Genomic DNA, 16,769 nt, shown 5'->3' on the forward strand with positions numbered 1-16,769 from the left:
TATGAAAAAATTAATACCTCCTATTTTACCCGACTCTGTGGCCCCTAACGACATTCAGTTAGCGCACAGTAAAAAATTGCTCAATACGATTATTGATAGGATTCACGAACAAGGTGGCTGGATTGATTTTGCTACTTTTATGAATATGGTGTTATACGAACCAGGTCTTGGTTACTATGTGGCAGGCTCTGCAAAACTGGGAAGCCATGGTGATTTTGTTACTGCCCCTCAATTGGGCAATCTCTTTGCCAAAACACTGGCACAAGCCATTGTCCCAGTTTTGAATCAATTATCCACCAAAGAGTCGGTGGTGCTGGAATTGGGGGCAGGAAGTGGTCAGCTTGCCCATGATTTATTATTGGCTCTCGCTGAACGCGGTCAGTTACCTAAGCGCTACATCATTCTTGATGTCAGTCCTGAACTTACAAGTCGCCAGCAAACACTCTTATCTCGTCTACCGCAACACATTAGCACACAGATTGAGTGGGCCAGCTGTTGGCCTACTCAATTTGATGGGGTATTAATTGCTAATGAAGTATTGGATGCCTTTGCCGTACATCGTATAGAACGTCGTTCCGAGGGATGGTTTGAATGGGGTGTTAGCGTTCATGAAAATGAATTAAGAGAAGAGTCGAGAGTGCTAACTAATCATGCGTTAATGGAGTGCTTACCTCCCATCAATAATGAGTATTTGCCTTATATGACTGAAGTCAATCTCTCGGCTATGGCGTTAATGAAGGCAGTTGCAGAAAGCTTGCGTGAGGGTAGGGCGTATTTTATTGATTATGGTTTTCCAGAGCGTGAGTTTTATCATCCGCAACGCGCAGAGGGCACATTAATGTGTCACTACCGTCACTATGCTCATCCTAACCCCATGTGTTTATTTGGTTTACAAGATATCACAAGCCATATTGATTTTACGTCAGTGGCGAGAGCCGCGAGACAGGAAGGATTAGTTATCAAAGACTATGCCACCCAAGCGCAATTTTTACTGCATCACGGTTTAATTAATTGTTTGACAGCATTTGTAACAGACATGAATGTCGATATGGTACGTCAGTCGCAAGAAGTGAATATGTTGATGAGCCCTGCTGAAATGGGGGAATTGTTTAAAGTGTTGGTGTTGGGCAGAGGAGAGGAAGAGGAAAGTGCCTTAGTGCAATTGGGACTTAGTTAAATCCATATTGCCTTAATTTAGCTAAACGTAATGCTTTTAAAGTGGCAATTTTTTCAGGGACGCTAAGCGTTTCTGGATCAGTTAATTTTACTGCGATTAACTCGTGATGAACTAACCACAGCGGATGATGGGGGATTTCAGTGAGTGGTTTTTTATAGAATAACATCACCAATTCAAAAGCCTCTTGATAACGCTGCGGCCGTCTAATGGCATCAGCCCTTTCAATTAAAGACAGGGCATACTCGGCAGATAATTCTTTATTGAAGAGGGGTTCATGAGCGAGCTGATAAGTTAGTGTAGCTAATTCATTACATTCTTTTGGGCATTTTAATTGTCGACACAGTAAGGCGATCGTTTGATTAGCCTCTTTTGTTTGGCTAAAAAGAGTTAACACTAATCCCGCAAAGCGTTGACGCAATGGCAAGTTGAGTTGTGCTAACTGATCGATAAATGGCAGTGTTAACTCATGATATGAAGGATATACGTTAATCAATTGAGGTATGATTTTGTACAATGCGCCACATTGTTCAAGAACACGAAATAATTCTGATGGGGTGTTTTCCATTAAGCCGCGCGCAATTTCTTGCCACACTCGCTCTGCAACCAAAGCATCTACTTCACCTGAAGCGCTCATGTATTGCATCAGTGCCATGGTTTCAGGTGCTACACTAAAACCTAAGGGATGACTAAAACGCGCAGCAAAACGAGCCACACGAAGGATGCGCACAGGGTCTTCAATAAAGGCATCACTCACATGACGCAAAACTCGTTCCTGGCAGTCTCGAAGGCCGCCGTAAGGGTCGATGAGATGGCCTTCTGCATCCCGTGCCATGGCGTTAATAGTAAGATCGCGGCGCTGTAAATCCTCTTCTAGAGTAACCTCAGGACTGGCATGAATAACAAATCCTTTATAACCTCGTCCTTGTTTTCTTTCGGTGCGTGCCAGAGCGTATTCTTCGTGAGTAGTGGGATGAAGAAACACAGGAAAATCATTACCCACAGGAATAAAGCCTTGCTTTAGCATTTCCTCAACACTGGCTCCAACCACCACATAATCACGGTCTTGCACAGGAAGATTAAGGATCTCATCACGAACAGCGCCACCTACCTGATAGATTTTCATGGTTCACCCAGATGGATAGGCTGCAGATTGTCTACCGCAGGCACCAGACCAATACGTTGTTTAAGGGGAATATACGGTTGTTGTAAACGTTTACTGTAGAGTACCGTATTCGTCATAACGCGTTTTACATAGTCGCGCGTTTCATTAAAGGGGATGGTATCAATAAAAATAACACCATCCATGGGTTGTGTACTGAGCCATTGTTTTACTCGTCTGGGTCCTGCGTTATAGCCTGCGGTAGCGAGTGCTGGGGTATTCAGCTGTTCCTGTAAATGCTGTAAGTAATAGGTACCTAAATTAAGATTGGTTTCAAGTTCTGTGGTTTGATCGGGCAGAAAACGTTTTAAAGAGAGATGTTTGGCAATCCAGCGTGCGGTCATCGGCATGATTTGCATTAACCCTTGTGCGCCGGTTCTGGATAAAGCCTGGGGAGCAAATTGGCTTTCTTGGCGAATTAAACCATATACCCATGCTTCATCTAAATGGCGTTTTTTAACTGTGTTTTTTAACGTGTCTTCAAATGGAGTGGGGTAACTCAACGCTAAGTCTTCATAGAGTCCCACTTGGCTTGCACTGTAAATTGAACGATCAAGCCAGTTAGCCTCTTTGGCAATTTGGGCTGCGATTAAATGTTGTCTTGCTGTTAGTTTTTGGTTGGCCCAGTTCCACTCTATTCTATCCATTGGTTTAATATTCAAACGATGTAGTCGAAGAGCACGCTCCATATGAGGTAACAGCTCTTTTGTATCATTATCAGTAATAGGAGCCATCTCTACCTTTTTGGTGGGATGAACCCCTAGTTCATCCTGAGCGAGTAGACCATAGAAATCAGATTCGTGGGTGAGCTCTTGCAATAAGACTTTGGCTGAGTCTTTCTTTTCTAAATGCATTAATGCTTCAGCTTGCCAATATTGCCACATTCTTAGTTTTTGTTCTTTAGGAGGCATGGTCTCTATGGTATTAAGTACCTCTTGCCACTTTTTATTTCTTAATGCCATGCGTACATGCCAAGCGCGATAATGATCTTGGTTAATACCATTGTGGGCCCTGTGAAACCAGTCAAGACTCGATGGATTGAGATTTAAAGCACCTTGATAAGCAATTTCTGCCCAGCCTAAGTCACGCCAATGAGGCGGTAGCATGCTTGCATGGTTTTGCCACCACTGTGAGGCTTCAATATCATCGTCTTTAGCAAAGAGCTGAATGGCATGAACTATCAAGACATAATGAGCATTATCAAGATGAGGATGAGTCAGTTGTTGATTTAAAAAACGCTTGGGATGATTGTTGGCCTCTTGCCAATCCCGTGAGGAGATATGTTGCGCATTAGGCAGTGATTGATTAATCAAGTCAGCACGGACATCTTGGTGATTATGGAGAGCCAAATGAAGAGATTGCCATAATTCTTCTGTATCAATAACCGATAACGAGGTGAGTGGTGCCACAAGCTGACTGCAAAGATGATTGTCAGGATTATTAAGCCATAGTGATTTGGCTTCTGTTACTACATTTTTTGGTGTGTCTTGATTAAGGGTAAGGACAAGTTTGGCGCACTGTAAACCAAGGGTATTATTATCTTGTGCTTCTAGCTCAGATAAAAAAGTGTCACCTTGATGACTATTAAAAAGCGCATAGAGTAAATTGTTATGTAATGCAGGGTAGAGAGGGCTGTGAGGATACTTGTCTTTAAAACGATGCACTTGGTTAATGGTCTCTTGGTTAACACCTTGATCAATGAGAGAGCTCAAATACCAAAAGTGAGGGTAATCAGCAAGATCATCATTGCCAATCTGATTGCTAATGGCTTCTAGAACTCTGCTTTGTTGCTTTCTATGTGCATTGAAAGCCTTGACCAATAAAGTATCGTGATTGGTTTCATTGTCAGCGCTAACAAGACCGGGTAGGGTCAGCGCTATGGTGACTATACAAACAAAAAAAACTCTCAAGCCTCGCCTCTTTTTTCTTTTTTTATACTTGACCTTAATTCAGGTTGAAATAGTAAATTAAAGAGTATCATAGTAGGGTTATTAAGAATTGTTTTTTTGTGAGGGTGTATATGGCAGAGGTTGAATCTAGTCAACGTAAATTATTACATCGCAGAACGATTACTATTGAAGGATATGAGCGTGATGATGGTCACTATGATATCGAGGGGCATTTAGTCGATATCAAAGGGTACGATTTTCCGGTAATGAATGGCATAAGAAAAACCGGTGAACCGATTCATGACATGGTACTAGGTATTACCATTGATGCTGATATGACTATTATTGATGCCTATGCCAAAACACGCGCGCGGCCTTACCCTGGGTTTTGTGAGACGATCACAGACCATTATCAGTCTTTAAGAGGGTTGAAAATTGCGCCTGGATTTACCAAGGCCGTGAAAGAGCGTTTTGGTGGCGTTAGAGGATGTACGCACTTAACCGAAATGATTGGTACTCTTGCAACGGTTGCCTTTCAAACGCGTTATGGCTCAGCGGAGTCCCATTCCCCTAACAAACCGCCGCACTTAGATGGCTGTCATGCGTTGGATACAACAGGTCCGGTGGTAGCTAAATTTTATTCACAATGGAAAGTAGATAAAAAATAGTGAGTAAACGTAACAGAGAATGCGCTTTTCATCACGATACTATCTGATAGAATAAAAAAAGTTTTAGGTAGATTTTTACTTGATTAACTTGTATATCGATAAGGCTAATCCATGAAAATTCATGAGTACCAAGCAAAAGAAATACTGCGCCAGTATGGCGTTCCCACCCCGAAAGGGATTCCCTGTTTTAGCGTTGACGAAGCAATCAAAGCCGGCCAAACATTGGCTCAACCTGTGCTAGTGGTTAAAGCGCAAATTCACGCTGGTGGACGAGGCAAGGGCGGGGGGGTGAAGGTTGCGAAATCTCCTGAAGAGTTAAAGGCTTATGCTAATCAAATATTGGGTATGAATTTAATTACCCATCAAACTGGTCCTCAGGGACAGCCTGTGCGTCGTTTGTTAATTGAGGAAGGCGCTGATATTAAGAAAGAGCTCTATATTGGTATGGTGGTTGATCGTAAATCCCAGCGTGTGGCTCTTATGGCAAGCCCTGAGGGCGGTATGGATATTGAGGAGGTGGCAGCCCATACTCCGGAAAAAATTCTCACTGTATTGATTGATCCAATGACAGGATTAACCACTGCGCAGGCCAATCAAGTCTCTGAATTCATTGGCGTTCCTAAAGAGTTATGGACACAAGCTGAGGGCTTATTTCAGGGTTTATATAAAGCCTTTGATGAAAAAGATGCCAGTCTTGCTGAAATTAATCCTATGGTGATTACCGGTGATGGTCGCGTGTTGGCTTTAGATGCCAAAATGAATTTTGATAGTAATGCTTTATATCGTCATCCTGATGTTGTGGCGCTGAGAGATTTGGATGAAGAGGATCCGAGTGAGATTGAGGCTTCACGTTTTGATTTATCTTACATTTCATTAGACGGTAATATCGGCTGCTTGGTGAATGGTGCGGGATTGGCGATGGCTACCATGGATATTGTTAAACTCTATGGCGGTAACCCGGCAAACTTCCTTGATGTTGGTGGAGGGGCGACCACGGAAAAAGTTACCGAAGCGTTCAAGTTAATGCTTAAAAACCCTGATCTTAAAGCTATTTTAGTCAATATTTTTGGTGGCATTATGAAATGTGATGTGATTGCTACGGGTGTTGTTGAAGCAGCAAAACAGGTAAAGCTTGGTGTGCCTTTAGTGGTTCGTCTTGAGGGGACTAATGTGGAGCTGGGTAAACAAATCTTGGCCCAATCAGGGTTACCTATTATTTCTGCTAATAACATGGCTGATGCTGCTGAAAAAGTAGTTCAAGCTGCGCGAGGTTAATATGTCTATACTTATCAATCGCAATACACGAGTACTCACTCAAGGTATCACCGGTAAAACTGGTATGTTTCATACCAAAATGTGTCAGGAATACGCATTCGGTAGAGAGTGTTTTGTCGCTGGGGTGACACCTAAAAAAGGTGGGCAGTCTTATGAGGGAATTCCCATTTTTGATAGTGTGAAAGAAGCTAAAGAAGCTACCGGCGCCAATGTGTCGGTAATCTATGTCCCGCCACCCTTTGCCGCTGCAGCGATCGATGAGGCGGTCGATGCTGATATGGATTTGGTGATTTGTATTACAGAGGGAATTCCTGTGCGCGATATGATTCGCACACGTTACAAGATGCAGGGCAAGAAAACCATTCTGATTGGTCCTAATTGCCCGGGATTGATCACTCCTGATGAAATTAAAATCGGTATTATGCCAGGCCATATTCATAAAAAAGGCCCAATAGGGGTGGTCTCTCGTTCTGGTACGTTAACCTATGAAGCGGTGGGACAATTACGTGAATTAGGTTTGGGTCAGTCCTCTTGTGTGGGCATTGGAGGGGATCCTGTGAACGGTATGAAACACATTGATGTGTTAAAGCTATTTAATGATGATCCTGACACAGAGGCGGTGATTATGGTGGGTGAGATCGGTGGCGATGATGAGGAAACTTGCGCGCGCTGGATTAAAGACAACATGACTAAACCGGTAATTGGTTTTATTGCTGGCGTCACAGCCCCTCCCGGAAAACGCATGGGACACGCTGGGGCGATTATTTCAGGTGGTCATGGTACAGCTCAAGAAAAGCTTGCTGTGATGGAAGAGAGTGGTATTAAAGTAACTCGTAATCCAGCTGAAATGGGTAAAACCCTTAAATCAGTTCTTAAATAGTGTTAAGTAATTTACGCGGACAATTCTCGCGAATACAGTCCGCGTAAATTTGTAGTGAATGATCGTGAATAACAAAGCCACGGTCTTTAGCAACTTTACTTTGTCTTTTTTCGATTTCAGAATCATAAAATTCTTCAACGTGACCGCATTGCATGCACACCAAATGATCGTGATGTTCCCCTGCATTCAGTTCGTAGACCGCGCGATTTCCTTCAAAATGATGGCGCACGAGGAGCCCTGCTTGTTCAAATTGGGTGAGTACACGATAGACCGTGGCTAAACCAATTTCCATTCCCTCTTGGAGTAGACGACGATATACTTCCTCGGCGCTCATGTGGCGTAGATCGGACTGTTCAAATAGACTCAATACTTTAAGTCGAGGTAGAGTGGCTTTAAGACCAATGTCTTTTAAGTTTTGTGGATCGCTCATGAATCGTGTTTTATGATCAAGATAGGGTATTATAGGCAGATTCGTAAAAAACTGTTGATTATCGTTGAGGTTAAAGTTTCTGTGGGTAAAATTAAGTGGTTAAGAAAAGGATGGCTATTGAGTTGGGTATTACTATCGGCCTGTAGCTTTGATCTTCATCCATACAAAATGGAGATTCAGCAGGGTACCGCTATTGACTCAAAAATGGTTGAGCGCTTAAAGCCTGGAATGACAAGAACCCAAGTCAGTCTTGTTTTAGGAACGCCACTACTGGCTGATCCCTTCCATGCCAATCAATGGGATTATATTTTTTATACCCGAGAGAAAGGGGTGTTAAGTAAACCTTATCATTTAACGGTTTATTTTGTGAAAGACCATTTGGATCACTTTACTAACGATTATCCTCCAGTTAAGCCTGCTGAATATGAGGGAGCGAACGGCGAGAAATGAGTATTCGTATTGCGATAGCCGGCAGTACCGGCAGAATGGGAAGGACGCTCATTGATGAAGTGTTATCTGATAACGAGTTAACATTAAGTGCTGCATTAGAAAGAAGGGGTCATTCTTTATTGGGACGTGATCCAGGAGACTGGGTTGGTGTGGCAACCAATGTACAAATCGCTTGCTTATCACCTGATGAGCTTGCTAATACAGAAGTACTAGTGGATTTTACTCGTCCCGAGGCAACATTGGCGCATCTTCAAGTATGTCGTGAGTTGGGTGTTGCGATGGTGATTGGAACCACGGGTTTTAGTGCAGCAGAGCGTGAATTGATTTACCAAAGCGCGCAAACCATTCCTATTTTGATGGCTCCTAATATGAGTGTCGGCGTCAATGTTACTCTTTCTTTGTTGGATTTGGCTGCCCGTATGCTAAAAGAAGGCTTTGATGTGGAAATTACGGAAGCGCATCATCGTCATAAAGTGGATGCCCCATCAGGCACTGCACTACGATTAGGAGAAGTCATTGCTCAAGCGCGTGGTGTTAAGCTTTCTGAGGTGGCTTTATATGGTAGAGAGGGGATCATGGGCGAGAGAGACCCTAATACTATTGGTTTTGCAACAATTCGCGGTGGCGATGTGGTGGGTGATCATACCGTATCGTTTTTGGGTGATGGCGAGAGAGTAGAGATTACTCATAAGGCAAGTGGTAGAGATACATTTGCTAAGGGTGCACTGCGAGCGGCGAAATTTTTACACACCCAGTCTGCGGGATTTTTTGATATGGAAGATGTGTTGGGATTAAAAGCAATTCGACAATTATTTAAGGACATAAACGTTTAAAATGATTGAGTCTTCAGTTCATCGCCTTGATTTAATTGGCTTAATCTGGTAAGATTCTAACAATCGGAAACGGGAAGACGTGTGTAATTAAGCGTCCTTCCCGTTTTTCATATCTAATCCCGTCTGGAGTTCATTGTCATGGTCTTGGATAGATCAAATAATACGACCGTGCCTGCTGTTTTGGTTCTAGCAGATGGGTCGGTATTCCAAGGTGTGTCTATTGGTGCAGAAGGTACTAGTGTTGGTGAGGTGGTGTTTAATACTGCCATGACTGGGTACCAGGAAATTCTTACCGATCCATCCTACGCTCAGCAAATGGTGACGTTAACCTACCCTCATATTGGGAATGTCGGCGTAAATAATGAGGATAAGGAGTCTACAGCTGTGTGGGCTGCGGGACTTATTATTCGCGATTTACCTCGTTTGTTATCAAATTTTCGTGCACAACAATCACTACCTGCTTACTTACAAAAAAACAATGTTGTTGCTATTGCAGGCATTGATACACGTCGCTTAACTCGCTTGTTAAGAGAAAAAGGTGCTCAATCTGGCTGCATTATGGCGGGCGTTCATATCAACGAAGAGCAGGCCTTAACTCAAGCGCGTGCTTTTGGTGGTCTTGCCGGTCTTGATTTGGCCAAGGTGGTGAGCACTAAAACTGCTTATACTTGGACTGATAATGTATGGCGTTTAGCGGCTAATCCGATTAAAGAAGCTGTGGTTGAAAAGCAGTTTAAAGTAGTTGCCTACGATTTTGGTGTGAAACACAACATTCTACGTATGCTCGTTGAGCGCGGTTGTGAGGTGGTGGTGGTTCCTGCTCAAACCTCAGCCCAAGAGGCCTTATCTTATCAGCCTGATGGCATATTTTTATCCAATGGCCCGGGAGATCCTGAGCCCTGTGATTATGCTATTGAAGCCATTAAGGTGTTTACTGAGAAAAAAATTCCTTTGTTTGGCATTTGTTTGGGCCATCAATTGCTTGGCTTGGCATCAGGAGCTAAGACCATGAAAATGAAGTTTGGTCATCATGGTGCCAACCATCCTGTGCAGGACTTAGCCACTGGCAGAGTAATGATTACCAGCCAAAACCATGGTTTTGCCGTTGATGCAAAGACGTTACCTGATACCTGTCGCATTACCCATGTGTCTTTGTTTGATCAAAGCTTGCAGGGAATTGAGCGAGTGGATTGTCCTGCATTTAGCTTCCAGGGTCACCCAGAAGCGAGTCCCGGCCCGCATGAAGCCTCGCTGTTATTTGACCATTTTATTGACTTAATGAAAGCTAACTGACGTTGAGATTGTGTTATGCCAAAAAGAACTGATATCCATTCTATTTTAATCATTGGTGCTGGACCGATTGTTATTGGTCAGGCGTGTGAGTTTGATTACTCTGGGGCGCAAGCATGTAAGGCGTTAAGAGAGGAAGGGTACCGTGTGATTTTGGTTAACTCGAATCCTGCTACCATCATGACTGATCCAGAAATGGCCGATGTGACCTACATTGAGCCCATTAATTGGAAAACCATAGAAAAAATCATCGCCAAAGAAAAACCTGATGCATTGTTACCTACCATGGGTGGTCAAACAGCCTTAAATTGCGCGCTTGATTTGGCCCGTGAGGGAGTGCTTGAGCGCTACTCGGTGGAAATGATTGGTGCACGTAAAGAGGCCATTGATAAAGCTGAAGACCGTGAAAAGTTTAAAGCGGCAATGACTCGTATTGGTTTACACACTCCACGCTCTGCTATTGCTCATAGTATGGAAGAAGCACTGCAGGTACAGGCATTGGTGGGGTACCCTGCCATCATACGTCCATCCTTCACGATGGGCGGGAGTGGCGGAGGAATTGCTTACAATCACGAAGAGTTTGTTGCGATTTGTGAGCGTGGCTTGGATGCCTCGCCAACCCGTGAATTGTTAGTGGAAGAGTCAGTTATTGGCTGGAAAGAATATGAAATGGAAGTGGTACGTGATCGCAAAGACAATTGCATCATTATTTGTTCCATTGAAAACTTAGACGCCATGGGAGTGCACACCGGTGACTCAATTACCGTGGCTCCTGCCCAAACGTTGACGGATAAAGAATATCAAATTATGCGTGATGCTTCTCTGGCGGTATTAAGAGAGATTGGTGTCGAGACAGGTGGTTCAAACGTTCAGTTTGCGGTTAATCCCAAAGATGGTCGGATGATTGTTATTGAAATGAATCCGCGTGTATCACGCTCTTCAGCTTTAGCGTCCAAAGCCACCGGCTTTCCGATTGCTAAGGTGGCGGCAAAATTGGCAGTAGGCTATACCCTTGATGAATTAAGTAACGATATTACCCAAGGTGCTACACCAGCCTCTTTCGAGCCAACCATTGATTATGTGGTCACCAAGATCCCCCGTTTTGCTTTTGAGAAATTTCCTCAAGCCAATGATCGTTTAACCACGCAAATGAAATCAGTGGGAGAAGTGATGGCCATTGGCCGTTCTTTCCAAGAGTCTTTGCAAAAAGCGTTGCGTGGCCTTGAGACAGGTGCTCAAGGTCTGGATGATATGCCAGCTGATCGCGCTAGTATTGAGGCTGAGTTAGCTAACCCTGGTCCCTATCGTTTGTGGTATGTGGGTCAAGCCTTTCGCGATGGCATGAGTCTGCATGAGATTTACACATTAAGTCATATTGATCCATGGTTCTTGGCAGAAATTGAGGATTTGGTTGCTGAAGAGCAGTGGGTGAAAAATAACCCTGACGCCGCCTTATCTAAGGATCATTTGAGACGATTAAAGCGTAAAGGGTTTTCAGATAGACGTCTGGCAACGCTCATCAACCGTAACGAAGACAGTGTTCGTGAAGCAAGACATAGTCACGCTATTCGTCCGGTATATAAACGTGTGGACACCTGTGCTGCTGAGTTTGCGACTGCCACTGCGTATCTCTATTCATCGTATGATGAAGAGTGTGAGGCTAACCCCAGTGATCGTAAAAAAATCATGGTGTTAGGTGGTGGGCCTAACCGCATTGGTCAGGGCATTGAGTTTGATTATTGTTGCGTTCATGCCGCCTTGGCTTTACGTGAAGATGGTTATGAAACAATCATGGTTAATTGTAACCCTGAAACCGTTTCAACTGACTATGACACCTCTGATCGTTTGTATTTTGAGCCACTTACTCTTGAGGATGTATTGGAGATAGTGGCCATTGAAAAACCACACGGTGTGATTGTTCAGTTTGGTGGTCAAACCCCTCTTAAATTAGCACGTGGTTTGGAGAGAATGGGGGTGCCCATTGTGGGTACTCAACCAGATAGTATTGATCGTGCCGAAGACCGTAAACGCTTTCAGCAATTACTGCATGATTTAGGATTAAAACAACCTGATAACCGTACAGCATTTAATCGCGAATCAACACTTAAGTTAGCGCAAGAATTAGGTTACCCTATTGTTGTTCGCCCTAGTTATGTATTGGGTGGTCGTGCTATGCAAATTGTTCACACCCAAGCTGATTTAGAAAAATATTTACGCGACGTGATATCTGACACAGATGGGATGAATGGTGTGGCGGTCACAGAGGATGCGCCTATTCTTCTTGACCGCTTTTTAAATGATGCGCTGGAAGTGGATGTGGATGCAGTGAGCGATGGTGAACAAGTTATCATCGGCGGTATTATGGAGCATATTGAACAAGCTGGCGTTCACTCTGGTGATTCAGCCTGTTCTCTGCCACCCTTTAGTCTTAGCGAATCACTACAAAATGAATTACGTCGTCAGACTGTGGCCATGGCCAAGGCATTGAATGTGGTAGGTTTAATGAATGTACAATTTGCCATTCAAGGTGAGACGGTCTATGTGTTAGAAGTCAATCCGCGTGCTTCACGGACGGTGCCTTATGTTGCTAAAGCTACCGGTAGACAATTAGCTAAAGTCGCTGCACGCTGTATGGTAGGGCAAAGCTTGAAAGATCAGGGGGTGGTGAGTGAAATTATTCCTCCTCACTTTTCAGTAAAAGAGGCGGTATTCCCCTTTATTAAGTTTCCTGGTGTTGATACCATTTTGGGTCCTGAGATGAAATCCACGGGCGAGGTGATGGGAGTGGGAGCCACTTTTGCAGAAGCCTTTTTGAAATCGCAAATTGCTGCAGGGGTGAAATACCCAACCTCAGGTAAAGTGTTTTTGAGTGTTAAAAATAACGATAAAGCGCAAGCGGTAGATGTGGCAAGACAATTATCGCAATTGGGCTTTACGGTGGTGGCCACTAAAGGTACAGCGCAAGCACTACAAGCTGCTGGTATCCAAGTTATATCAGTGAACAAAGTTGCTGAAGGACGCCCGCATATTGTGGATATGATTAAAAACCGTGAAATCAGTATGATTATTAACACAGTTGAAGAGCAGTCGCGAGCAGTTCAGGATTCATGGTCGATTCGTAATGCAGCGCTACAAGGGCGTATTACTTATTACACAACCATTGCCGGTGCTAAGGCGGCATGTCTTGGTATGGCGCTGGCTCAATCAGAGAATTTATCTGTGTATGATCTACAATCGTTACAACAATCTATAGTTAAGTAGGGAGTATTAGTATGAGTACCATTCCACTGACCGTTGTCGGTGCCGAACGTTTAAAAGCAGAATTACATCGCTTAAAACATGTGGAGCGCCCCAATGTCATTCAGGCTATCAGTGAGGCAAGAGCCCAGGGTGATTTGTCTGAGAATGCTGAATATGATGCTGCTAAAGAGCGTCAGTCTTTTATTGAAGGGCGTATTGTCGAATTGGAATCTAAATTATCCAATGCGCAAATTATTGATCCCACCTTACTTGATGCTGAGGGTCGTTGTGTTTTTGCTTCTACAGTGGAAATTGAAGATTTAGCCAATCAAGAAACATTCACCTATCAGATCGTGGGTGAGGATGAGGCGGATATTAAAGAAGGTAAAGTATCCATTAGTTCTCCCATAGCGCGTGCTTTAATTGGTAAATATGCTGGTGATGTAGTAGAAGTCATCACTCCAGGGGGGGTGAAAGAGTATGAAATCCTCGACGTCAGATACTTATAATGTGATTCCAGAGGGGCTCGTTGCTCCTCAATTGAATTCTCAGCAACGTGCTCTTTTGCGCTCACGAGCTCATGCTCTTAATCCTGTGATCTTGTTAGGACAGGCGGGTTTGACAGAAGCAGTCCTCCTTGAAACCCATCGCACGCTGTTATCTCATCCTTTAATTAAAATTAAGTTAGCCAGTGATGACAGACAAGTTCGTGATGAGTGGTCGCAAACCATTTGTCAGCGTTTGGGCGCTGCATGGGTGCAGCAGGTGGGTAAAATTTTAGTTATTTATCGCCCTTTGCATGAAACCAACCCGCACCAGTAAAGCATGGATGCGCGAGCATGTGAATGACCCTTTTGTCAAAAAGGCAAAGTTAGAGGGTTATCGTTCCCGTGCTTCTTACAAATTAATGGAAATTGATGACCGGGACAAGCTTATTGTCCCAGGTAGTTCGGTGGTTGATTTGGGTGCCACGCCTGGAGGTTGGTCGCAGGTTGCCAAGGAGCGCTTAAAAGGGCGAGGGCGAGTTGTTGCAATTGATATTTTGCCTATGGTGCCTATTCAGGGAGTGGATTTTCTAGAGGGCGACTTTAATGATCCCCACATCAGGCAATTGTTAAAAGAAAGATTGCCCAGCCCTCAAATAGACCTTGTTTTATCGGATTTAGCCCCCAATATAAGTGGTGTGGCGTTATATGATCAAGCCCGTGCCACAGAATTATGGGTGGCTGCCTTGGAATTTGCTGTGCAATGTTTGAAACCAAATGGCCAGTTTTTAGTCAAAGTTTTTCATGGTATTGATTTTGAAGACTTTGTCAGGTTAATGCGCGCTGTATTTATTACAGTGCAAACGCGAAAGCCCGCTGCGTCCAGGGATCGATCTACGGAAGTGTATTTGTTGGGAAAAACCCTACGAGAAGATGCGCAAAGCGCTCTCGATAGGTACTTAGGGGCTGAATAAATCAGTTATTTAGTAGTACAATGGATTGACGTGGGTTGTTCCACGGTTAAATTTGTAATGTCTTGGAGGTTGCTGTCTTGAACAATATCTTCAAAAATGTGCTGGCTTGGGTCTTCGTTGGTGTCGTCTTAATGTTATTGGTTAGCCAATTTCAAGGTCGAACCAGTTCAGGAGAAGTCCTTTCCTATTCCGCATTTATTAATGAAATGAAAGCTGGTCACGTCAGTAGAGTGGTGATCGATGGTCATGCTTTGCGTGGCGAGAAAACAGACGGTAAATCTTTTACTACCTATACGCCATCTGATCCATGGATGGTCAGTGATTTATTAAAATATGGCGTCAATGTCTCAGCGAAACCTGAGGAAGAGCCCTCTATATTCATGAACCTGTTGATGTCATGGTTCCCTATGCTGCTGTTGATTGCCGTATGGATCTTTTTCATGAGACAAATGCAAGGTGGTGGACGAGGTGGGGCATTCTCCTTCGGTAAAAGCCGAGCGAAAATGCTTGATGAAAATACCAACCCCGTAACCTTCGCTGATGTGGCAGGTGTTGACGAAGCGAAAGAAGAAGTGGGTGAATTGGTTGAATTTTTACGTGACCCCAGTAAATTCCAGAAACTTGGCGGCAAAATTCCCCGAGGTGTACTAATGGTGGGTAATCCTGGAACAGGTAAAACATTGTTAGCGCGTGCTATCGCAGGTGAAGCAAAGGTACCTTTCTTTAGTATTTCAGGATCTGATTTTGTTGAAATGTTTGTTGGTGTCGGGGCTGCACGTGTTCGAGACATGTTTGAACAAGCCAAAAAAAATGCGCCGTGTATTGTTTTTATTGACGAGATTGATGCAGTAGGCCGTCAACGTGGTGCTGGGCTTGGTGGTGGTAACGATGAACGTGAACAGACTTTAAACCAGTTACTGGTTGAGATGGATGGGTTTGAAGGTACCTCAGGAGTTATTGTGATTGCTGCGACTAACCGTCCTGATGTACTTGATCCTGCTCTTCTTCGTCCAGGTCGTTTTGACCGTCAAGTGGTCGTTCCTTTACCTGATATTCGTGGTCGTGAGCAAATTTTAATGGTGCACATGCGTAAAGTGCCTATTGCTCCTGATGTTAAGGCGGATATCATTGCTCGTGGTACACCTGGCTTTTCTGGAGCTGATTTGGCTAACCTTGTTAACGAAGCAGCTTTATTTGCAGCGCGCTTTAACAAACGCTTAGTTGATATGGATGATTTTGAACGTGCTAAAGACAAGATCATTATGGGTGCTGAGCGTCGTTCCATGGTTATGCCTGAAGATGAGCGTCGCAATACGGCTTACCATGAGTCTGGACACGCAGTGGTGGCTCGTTTATTAAGTAGAACGGATCCTGTGCACAAAGTGACTATTATTCCTCGTGGACGTGCGCTGGGGGTGACCATGCAATTGCCTACAGAAGATCGCTACAGCATGAACCGCGATCAGATTCTACAAAACATTTCGGTACTCTTTGGTGGCCGTATTGCTGAAGAAGTGTTTATGAATCAAATGACTACTGGGGCTAGCAACGACTTTGAACGTGCCACTGATATGGCTCGTCGTATGGTAACTCAATGGGGTATGTCTGACTCGTTAGGGCCTATGGTGTATGGTGAAAATGAAGGAGAGGTTTTCCTAGGACGTACGGTTACCACTCATAAAAATGTGTCAGAATCCACCATGCAAAAAGTGGATACAGAAATTCGTCGCATTATTGATGAACAGTATGCTCTGGCACGTCATTTGATTGAAAGCAATCGCGATAAAATCGAAGCCATGGCACAAGCTCTTTTGGAGTGGGAAACTATTGACTCTGAACAAATCGAGGATATTATGGAAGGCCGTCCCCCACGTCCTCCCAAACCTACTACCTCGCAAAAAGCCCCACCCAAAAATCCAACAGGCACATCTGGTGCAACTATCGGGCATACCACCCGACCTGCCGAAGAAGTGTAGTTTTGTCTCATAACAATCCCGGTTATACCGGGATTGTTTTTTC

At 44.0% G+C, this 16,769-nt stretch carries 15 protein-coding genes; 12 read left to right on the top strand and 3 right to left on the bottom strand.

Annotated elements, in window-relative coordinates; all coding sequences use genetic code 11:
* Window position 1: 1 nt before the first annotated feature.
* Window positions 2-1,177 carry a class I SAM-dependent methyltransferase gene (locus FV185_RS00485; protein WP_067492537.1) on the top strand — a complete coding sequence of 392 codons (1,176 nt, stop codon included), beginning with the start codon at window positions 2-4 and terminating at the stop codon, window positions 1,175-1,177.
* Here FV185_RS00485 and FV185_RS00490 read toward each other — a convergent pair.
* Window positions 1,170-2,300 carry a CCA tRNA nucleotidyltransferase gene (locus FV185_RS00490; RefSeq protein WP_067492539.1) on the bottom strand — a complete coding sequence of 377 codons (1,131 nt, stop codon included), beginning with the start codon at window positions 2,298-2,300 and terminating at the stop codon, window positions 1,170-1,172. The genes FV185_RS00485 and FV185_RS00490 overlap by 8 nt on opposite strands.
* Entirely contained in the window at window positions 2,297-4,246 is a 1,950-nt protein-coding gene (locus FV185_RS00495; protein WP_067492541.1) for a lytic transglycosylase domain-containing protein, read from the bottom strand. The genes FV185_RS00490 and FV185_RS00495 overlap by 4 nt, the downstream gene beginning before the upstream one ends.
* 110 nt (window positions 4,247-4,356) lie before the next feature.
* On the opposite strand from FV185_RS00495, the gene FV185_RS00500 reads away from it, so the two are divergent.
* From FV185_RS00500 to sucD, 3 genes are all read left to right on the top strand, one after another.
* A complete protein-coding gene (locus FV185_RS00500; protein ID WP_067492542.1) occupies window positions 4,357-4,893 on the top strand; it encodes a DUF2889 domain-containing protein in 537 nt (178 codons plus the stop codon).
* A 111-nt stretch (window positions 4,894-5,004) separates the two neighbouring features.
* Entirely contained in the window at window positions 5,005-6,168 is a 1,164-nt protein-coding gene (sucC, locus tag FV185_RS00505) for an ADP-forming succinate--CoA ligase subunit beta (protein WP_067492544.1), read from the top strand.
* A 1-nt stretch (window position 6,169) separates the two neighbouring features.
* Window positions 6,170-7,048 (top strand): succinate--CoA ligase subunit alpha, encoded by an 879-nt coding sequence (gene sucD, locus FV185_RS00510; RefSeq protein ID WP_067492546.1) that lies wholly within the window; start codon window positions 6,170-6,172, stop codon window positions 7,046-7,048.
* Here the strand turns inward: sucD and fur are convergent.
* Window positions 7,041-7,478, bottom strand: a complete 438-nt coding sequence (fur, locus tag FV185_RS00515) for a ferric iron uptake transcriptional regulator (protein ID WP_067492548.1) — start codon at window positions 7,476-7,478, stop codon at window positions 7,041-7,043. The two genes, sucD and fur, sit on opposite strands and share 8 nt — an antisense overlap.
* Window positions 7,479-7,490: 12 nt before the next feature.
* Here fur and FV185_RS00520 point away from each other — a divergent pair, with 12 nt between their 5' ends.
* The 8 genes from FV185_RS00520 (at window position 7,491) to ftsH (ending at window position 16,726) form a co-directional block, all read left to right on the top strand.
* Window positions 7,491-7,928 carry an outer membrane protein assembly factor BamE gene (locus FV185_RS00520; protein ID WP_067492550.1) on the top strand — a complete coding sequence of 146 codons (438 nt, stop codon included), beginning with the start codon at window positions 7,491-7,493 and terminating at the stop codon, window positions 7,926-7,928.
* Window positions 7,925-8,761 (top strand): 4-hydroxy-tetrahydrodipicolinate reductase, encoded by an 837-nt coding sequence (dapB, locus tag FV185_RS00525; RefSeq protein ID WP_067492552.1) that lies wholly within the window; start codon window positions 7,925-7,927, stop codon window positions 8,759-8,761. The genes FV185_RS00520 and dapB overlap by 4 nt, the downstream gene beginning before the upstream one ends.
* A gap of 138 nt (window positions 8,762-8,899) precedes the next feature.
* Window positions 8,900-10,054 carry a glutamine-hydrolyzing carbamoyl-phosphate synthase small subunit gene (gene carA / locus FV185_RS00530; protein WP_067492554.1) on the top strand — a complete coding sequence of 385 codons (1,155 nt, stop codon included), beginning with the start codon at window positions 8,900-8,902 and terminating at the stop codon, window positions 10,052-10,054.
* Window positions 10,055-10,069: 15 nt separating this feature from the next.
* A complete protein-coding gene (gene carB, locus FV185_RS00535) occupies window positions 10,070-13,312 on the top strand; it encodes a carbamoyl-phosphate synthase large subunit (RefSeq protein ID WP_067492556.1) in 3,243 nt (1,080 codons plus the stop codon).
* Between the two features lie 11 nt (window positions 13,313-13,323).
* Window positions 13,324-13,800 carry a transcription elongation factor GreA gene (gene greA / locus FV185_RS00540; protein ID WP_067492558.1) on the top strand — a complete coding sequence of 159 codons (477 nt, stop codon included), beginning with the start codon at window positions 13,324-13,326 and terminating at the stop codon, window positions 13,798-13,800.
* Window positions 13,772-14,113: a YhbY family RNA-binding protein gene (locus FV185_RS00545; protein WP_067492560.1), complete on the top strand. Its 342-nt coding sequence runs from the start codon at window positions 13,772-13,774 to the stop codon at window positions 14,111-14,113. Before greA ends, FV185_RS00545 begins: the two co-directional genes overlap by 29 nt.
* Window positions 14,091-14,750, top strand: coding sequence for an RlmE family RNA methyltransferase (locus FV185_RS00550; RefSeq protein ID WP_067492562.1), 660 nt, complete (start codon window positions 14,091-14,093; stop codon window positions 14,748-14,750). The genes FV185_RS00545 and FV185_RS00550 overlap by 23 nt, the downstream gene beginning before the upstream one ends.
* Before the next feature lie 77 nt (window positions 14,751-14,827).
* The gene (ftsH, locus tag FV185_RS00555) at window positions 14,828-16,726 is read left to right on the top strand and encodes an ATP-dependent zinc metalloprotease FtsH (RefSeq protein WP_067492564.1); all 1,899 of its coding nucleotides are present in this window, start codon (window positions 14,828-14,830) and stop codon (window positions 16,724-16,726) included.
* Window positions 16,727-16,769: the final 43 nt, after the last annotated feature.

Origin of the sequence: Ferrovum sp. PN-J185 (genome assembly GCF_001581925.1) — a bacterium.
Lineage (GTDB): Bacteria > Pseudomonadota > Gammaproteobacteria > Burkholderiales > Ferrovaceae > PN-J185.

Bases quoted from the DNA above. Each gene is read 5' to 3' on its own strand.
- carA (WP_067492554.1), top strand. From the start codon at position 8,900: ATGGTCTTGGATAGATCAAATAATACGACCGTGCCTGCTGTTTTGGTT.
- FV185_RS00500 (WP_067492542.1), top strand. From the start codon at position 4,357: ATGGCAGAGGTTGAATCTAGTCAACGTAAATTATTACATCGCAGAACG.
- sucD (WP_067492546.1), top strand. From the start codon at position 6,170: ATGTCTATACTTATCAATCGCAATACACGAGTACTCACTCAAGGTATC.
- FV185_RS00490 (WP_067492539.1), bottom strand. From the start codon at position 2,300: ATGAAAATCTATCAGGTAGGTGGCGCTGTTCGTGATGAGATCCTTAAT.
- fur (WP_067492548.1), bottom strand. From the start codon at position 7,478: ATGAGCGATCCACAAAACTTAAAAGACATTGGTCTTAAAGCCACTCTA.
- FV185_RS00545 (WP_067492560.1), top strand. From the start codon at position 13,772: ATGAAATCCTCGACGTCAGATACTTATAATGTGATTCCAGAGGGGCTC.
- carB (WP_067492556.1), top strand. From the start codon at position 10,070: ATGCCAAAAAGAACTGATATCCATTCTATTTTAATCATTGGTGCTGGA.
- FV185_RS00520 (WP_067492550.1), top strand. From the start codon at position 7,491: ATGATCAAGATAGGGTATTATAGGCAGATTCGTAAAAAACTGTTGATT.
- FV185_RS00550 (WP_067492562.1), top strand. From the start codon at position 14,091: ATGAAACCAACCCGCACCAGTAAAGCATGGATGCGCGAGCATGTGAAT.
- dapB (WP_067492552.1), top strand. From the start codon at position 7,925: ATGAGTATTCGTATTGCGATAGCCGGCAGTACCGGCAGAATGGGAAGG.
- greA (WP_067492558.1), top strand. From the start codon at position 13,324: ATGAGTACCATTCCACTGACCGTTGTCGGTGCCGAACGTTTAAAAGCA.
- sucC (WP_067492544.1), top strand. From the start codon at position 5,005: ATGAAAATTCATGAGTACCAAGCAAAAGAAATACTGCGCCAGTATGGC.
- FV185_RS00485 (WP_067492537.1), top strand. From the start codon at position 2: ATGAAAAAATTAATACCTCCTATTTTACCCGACTCTGTGGCCCCTAAC.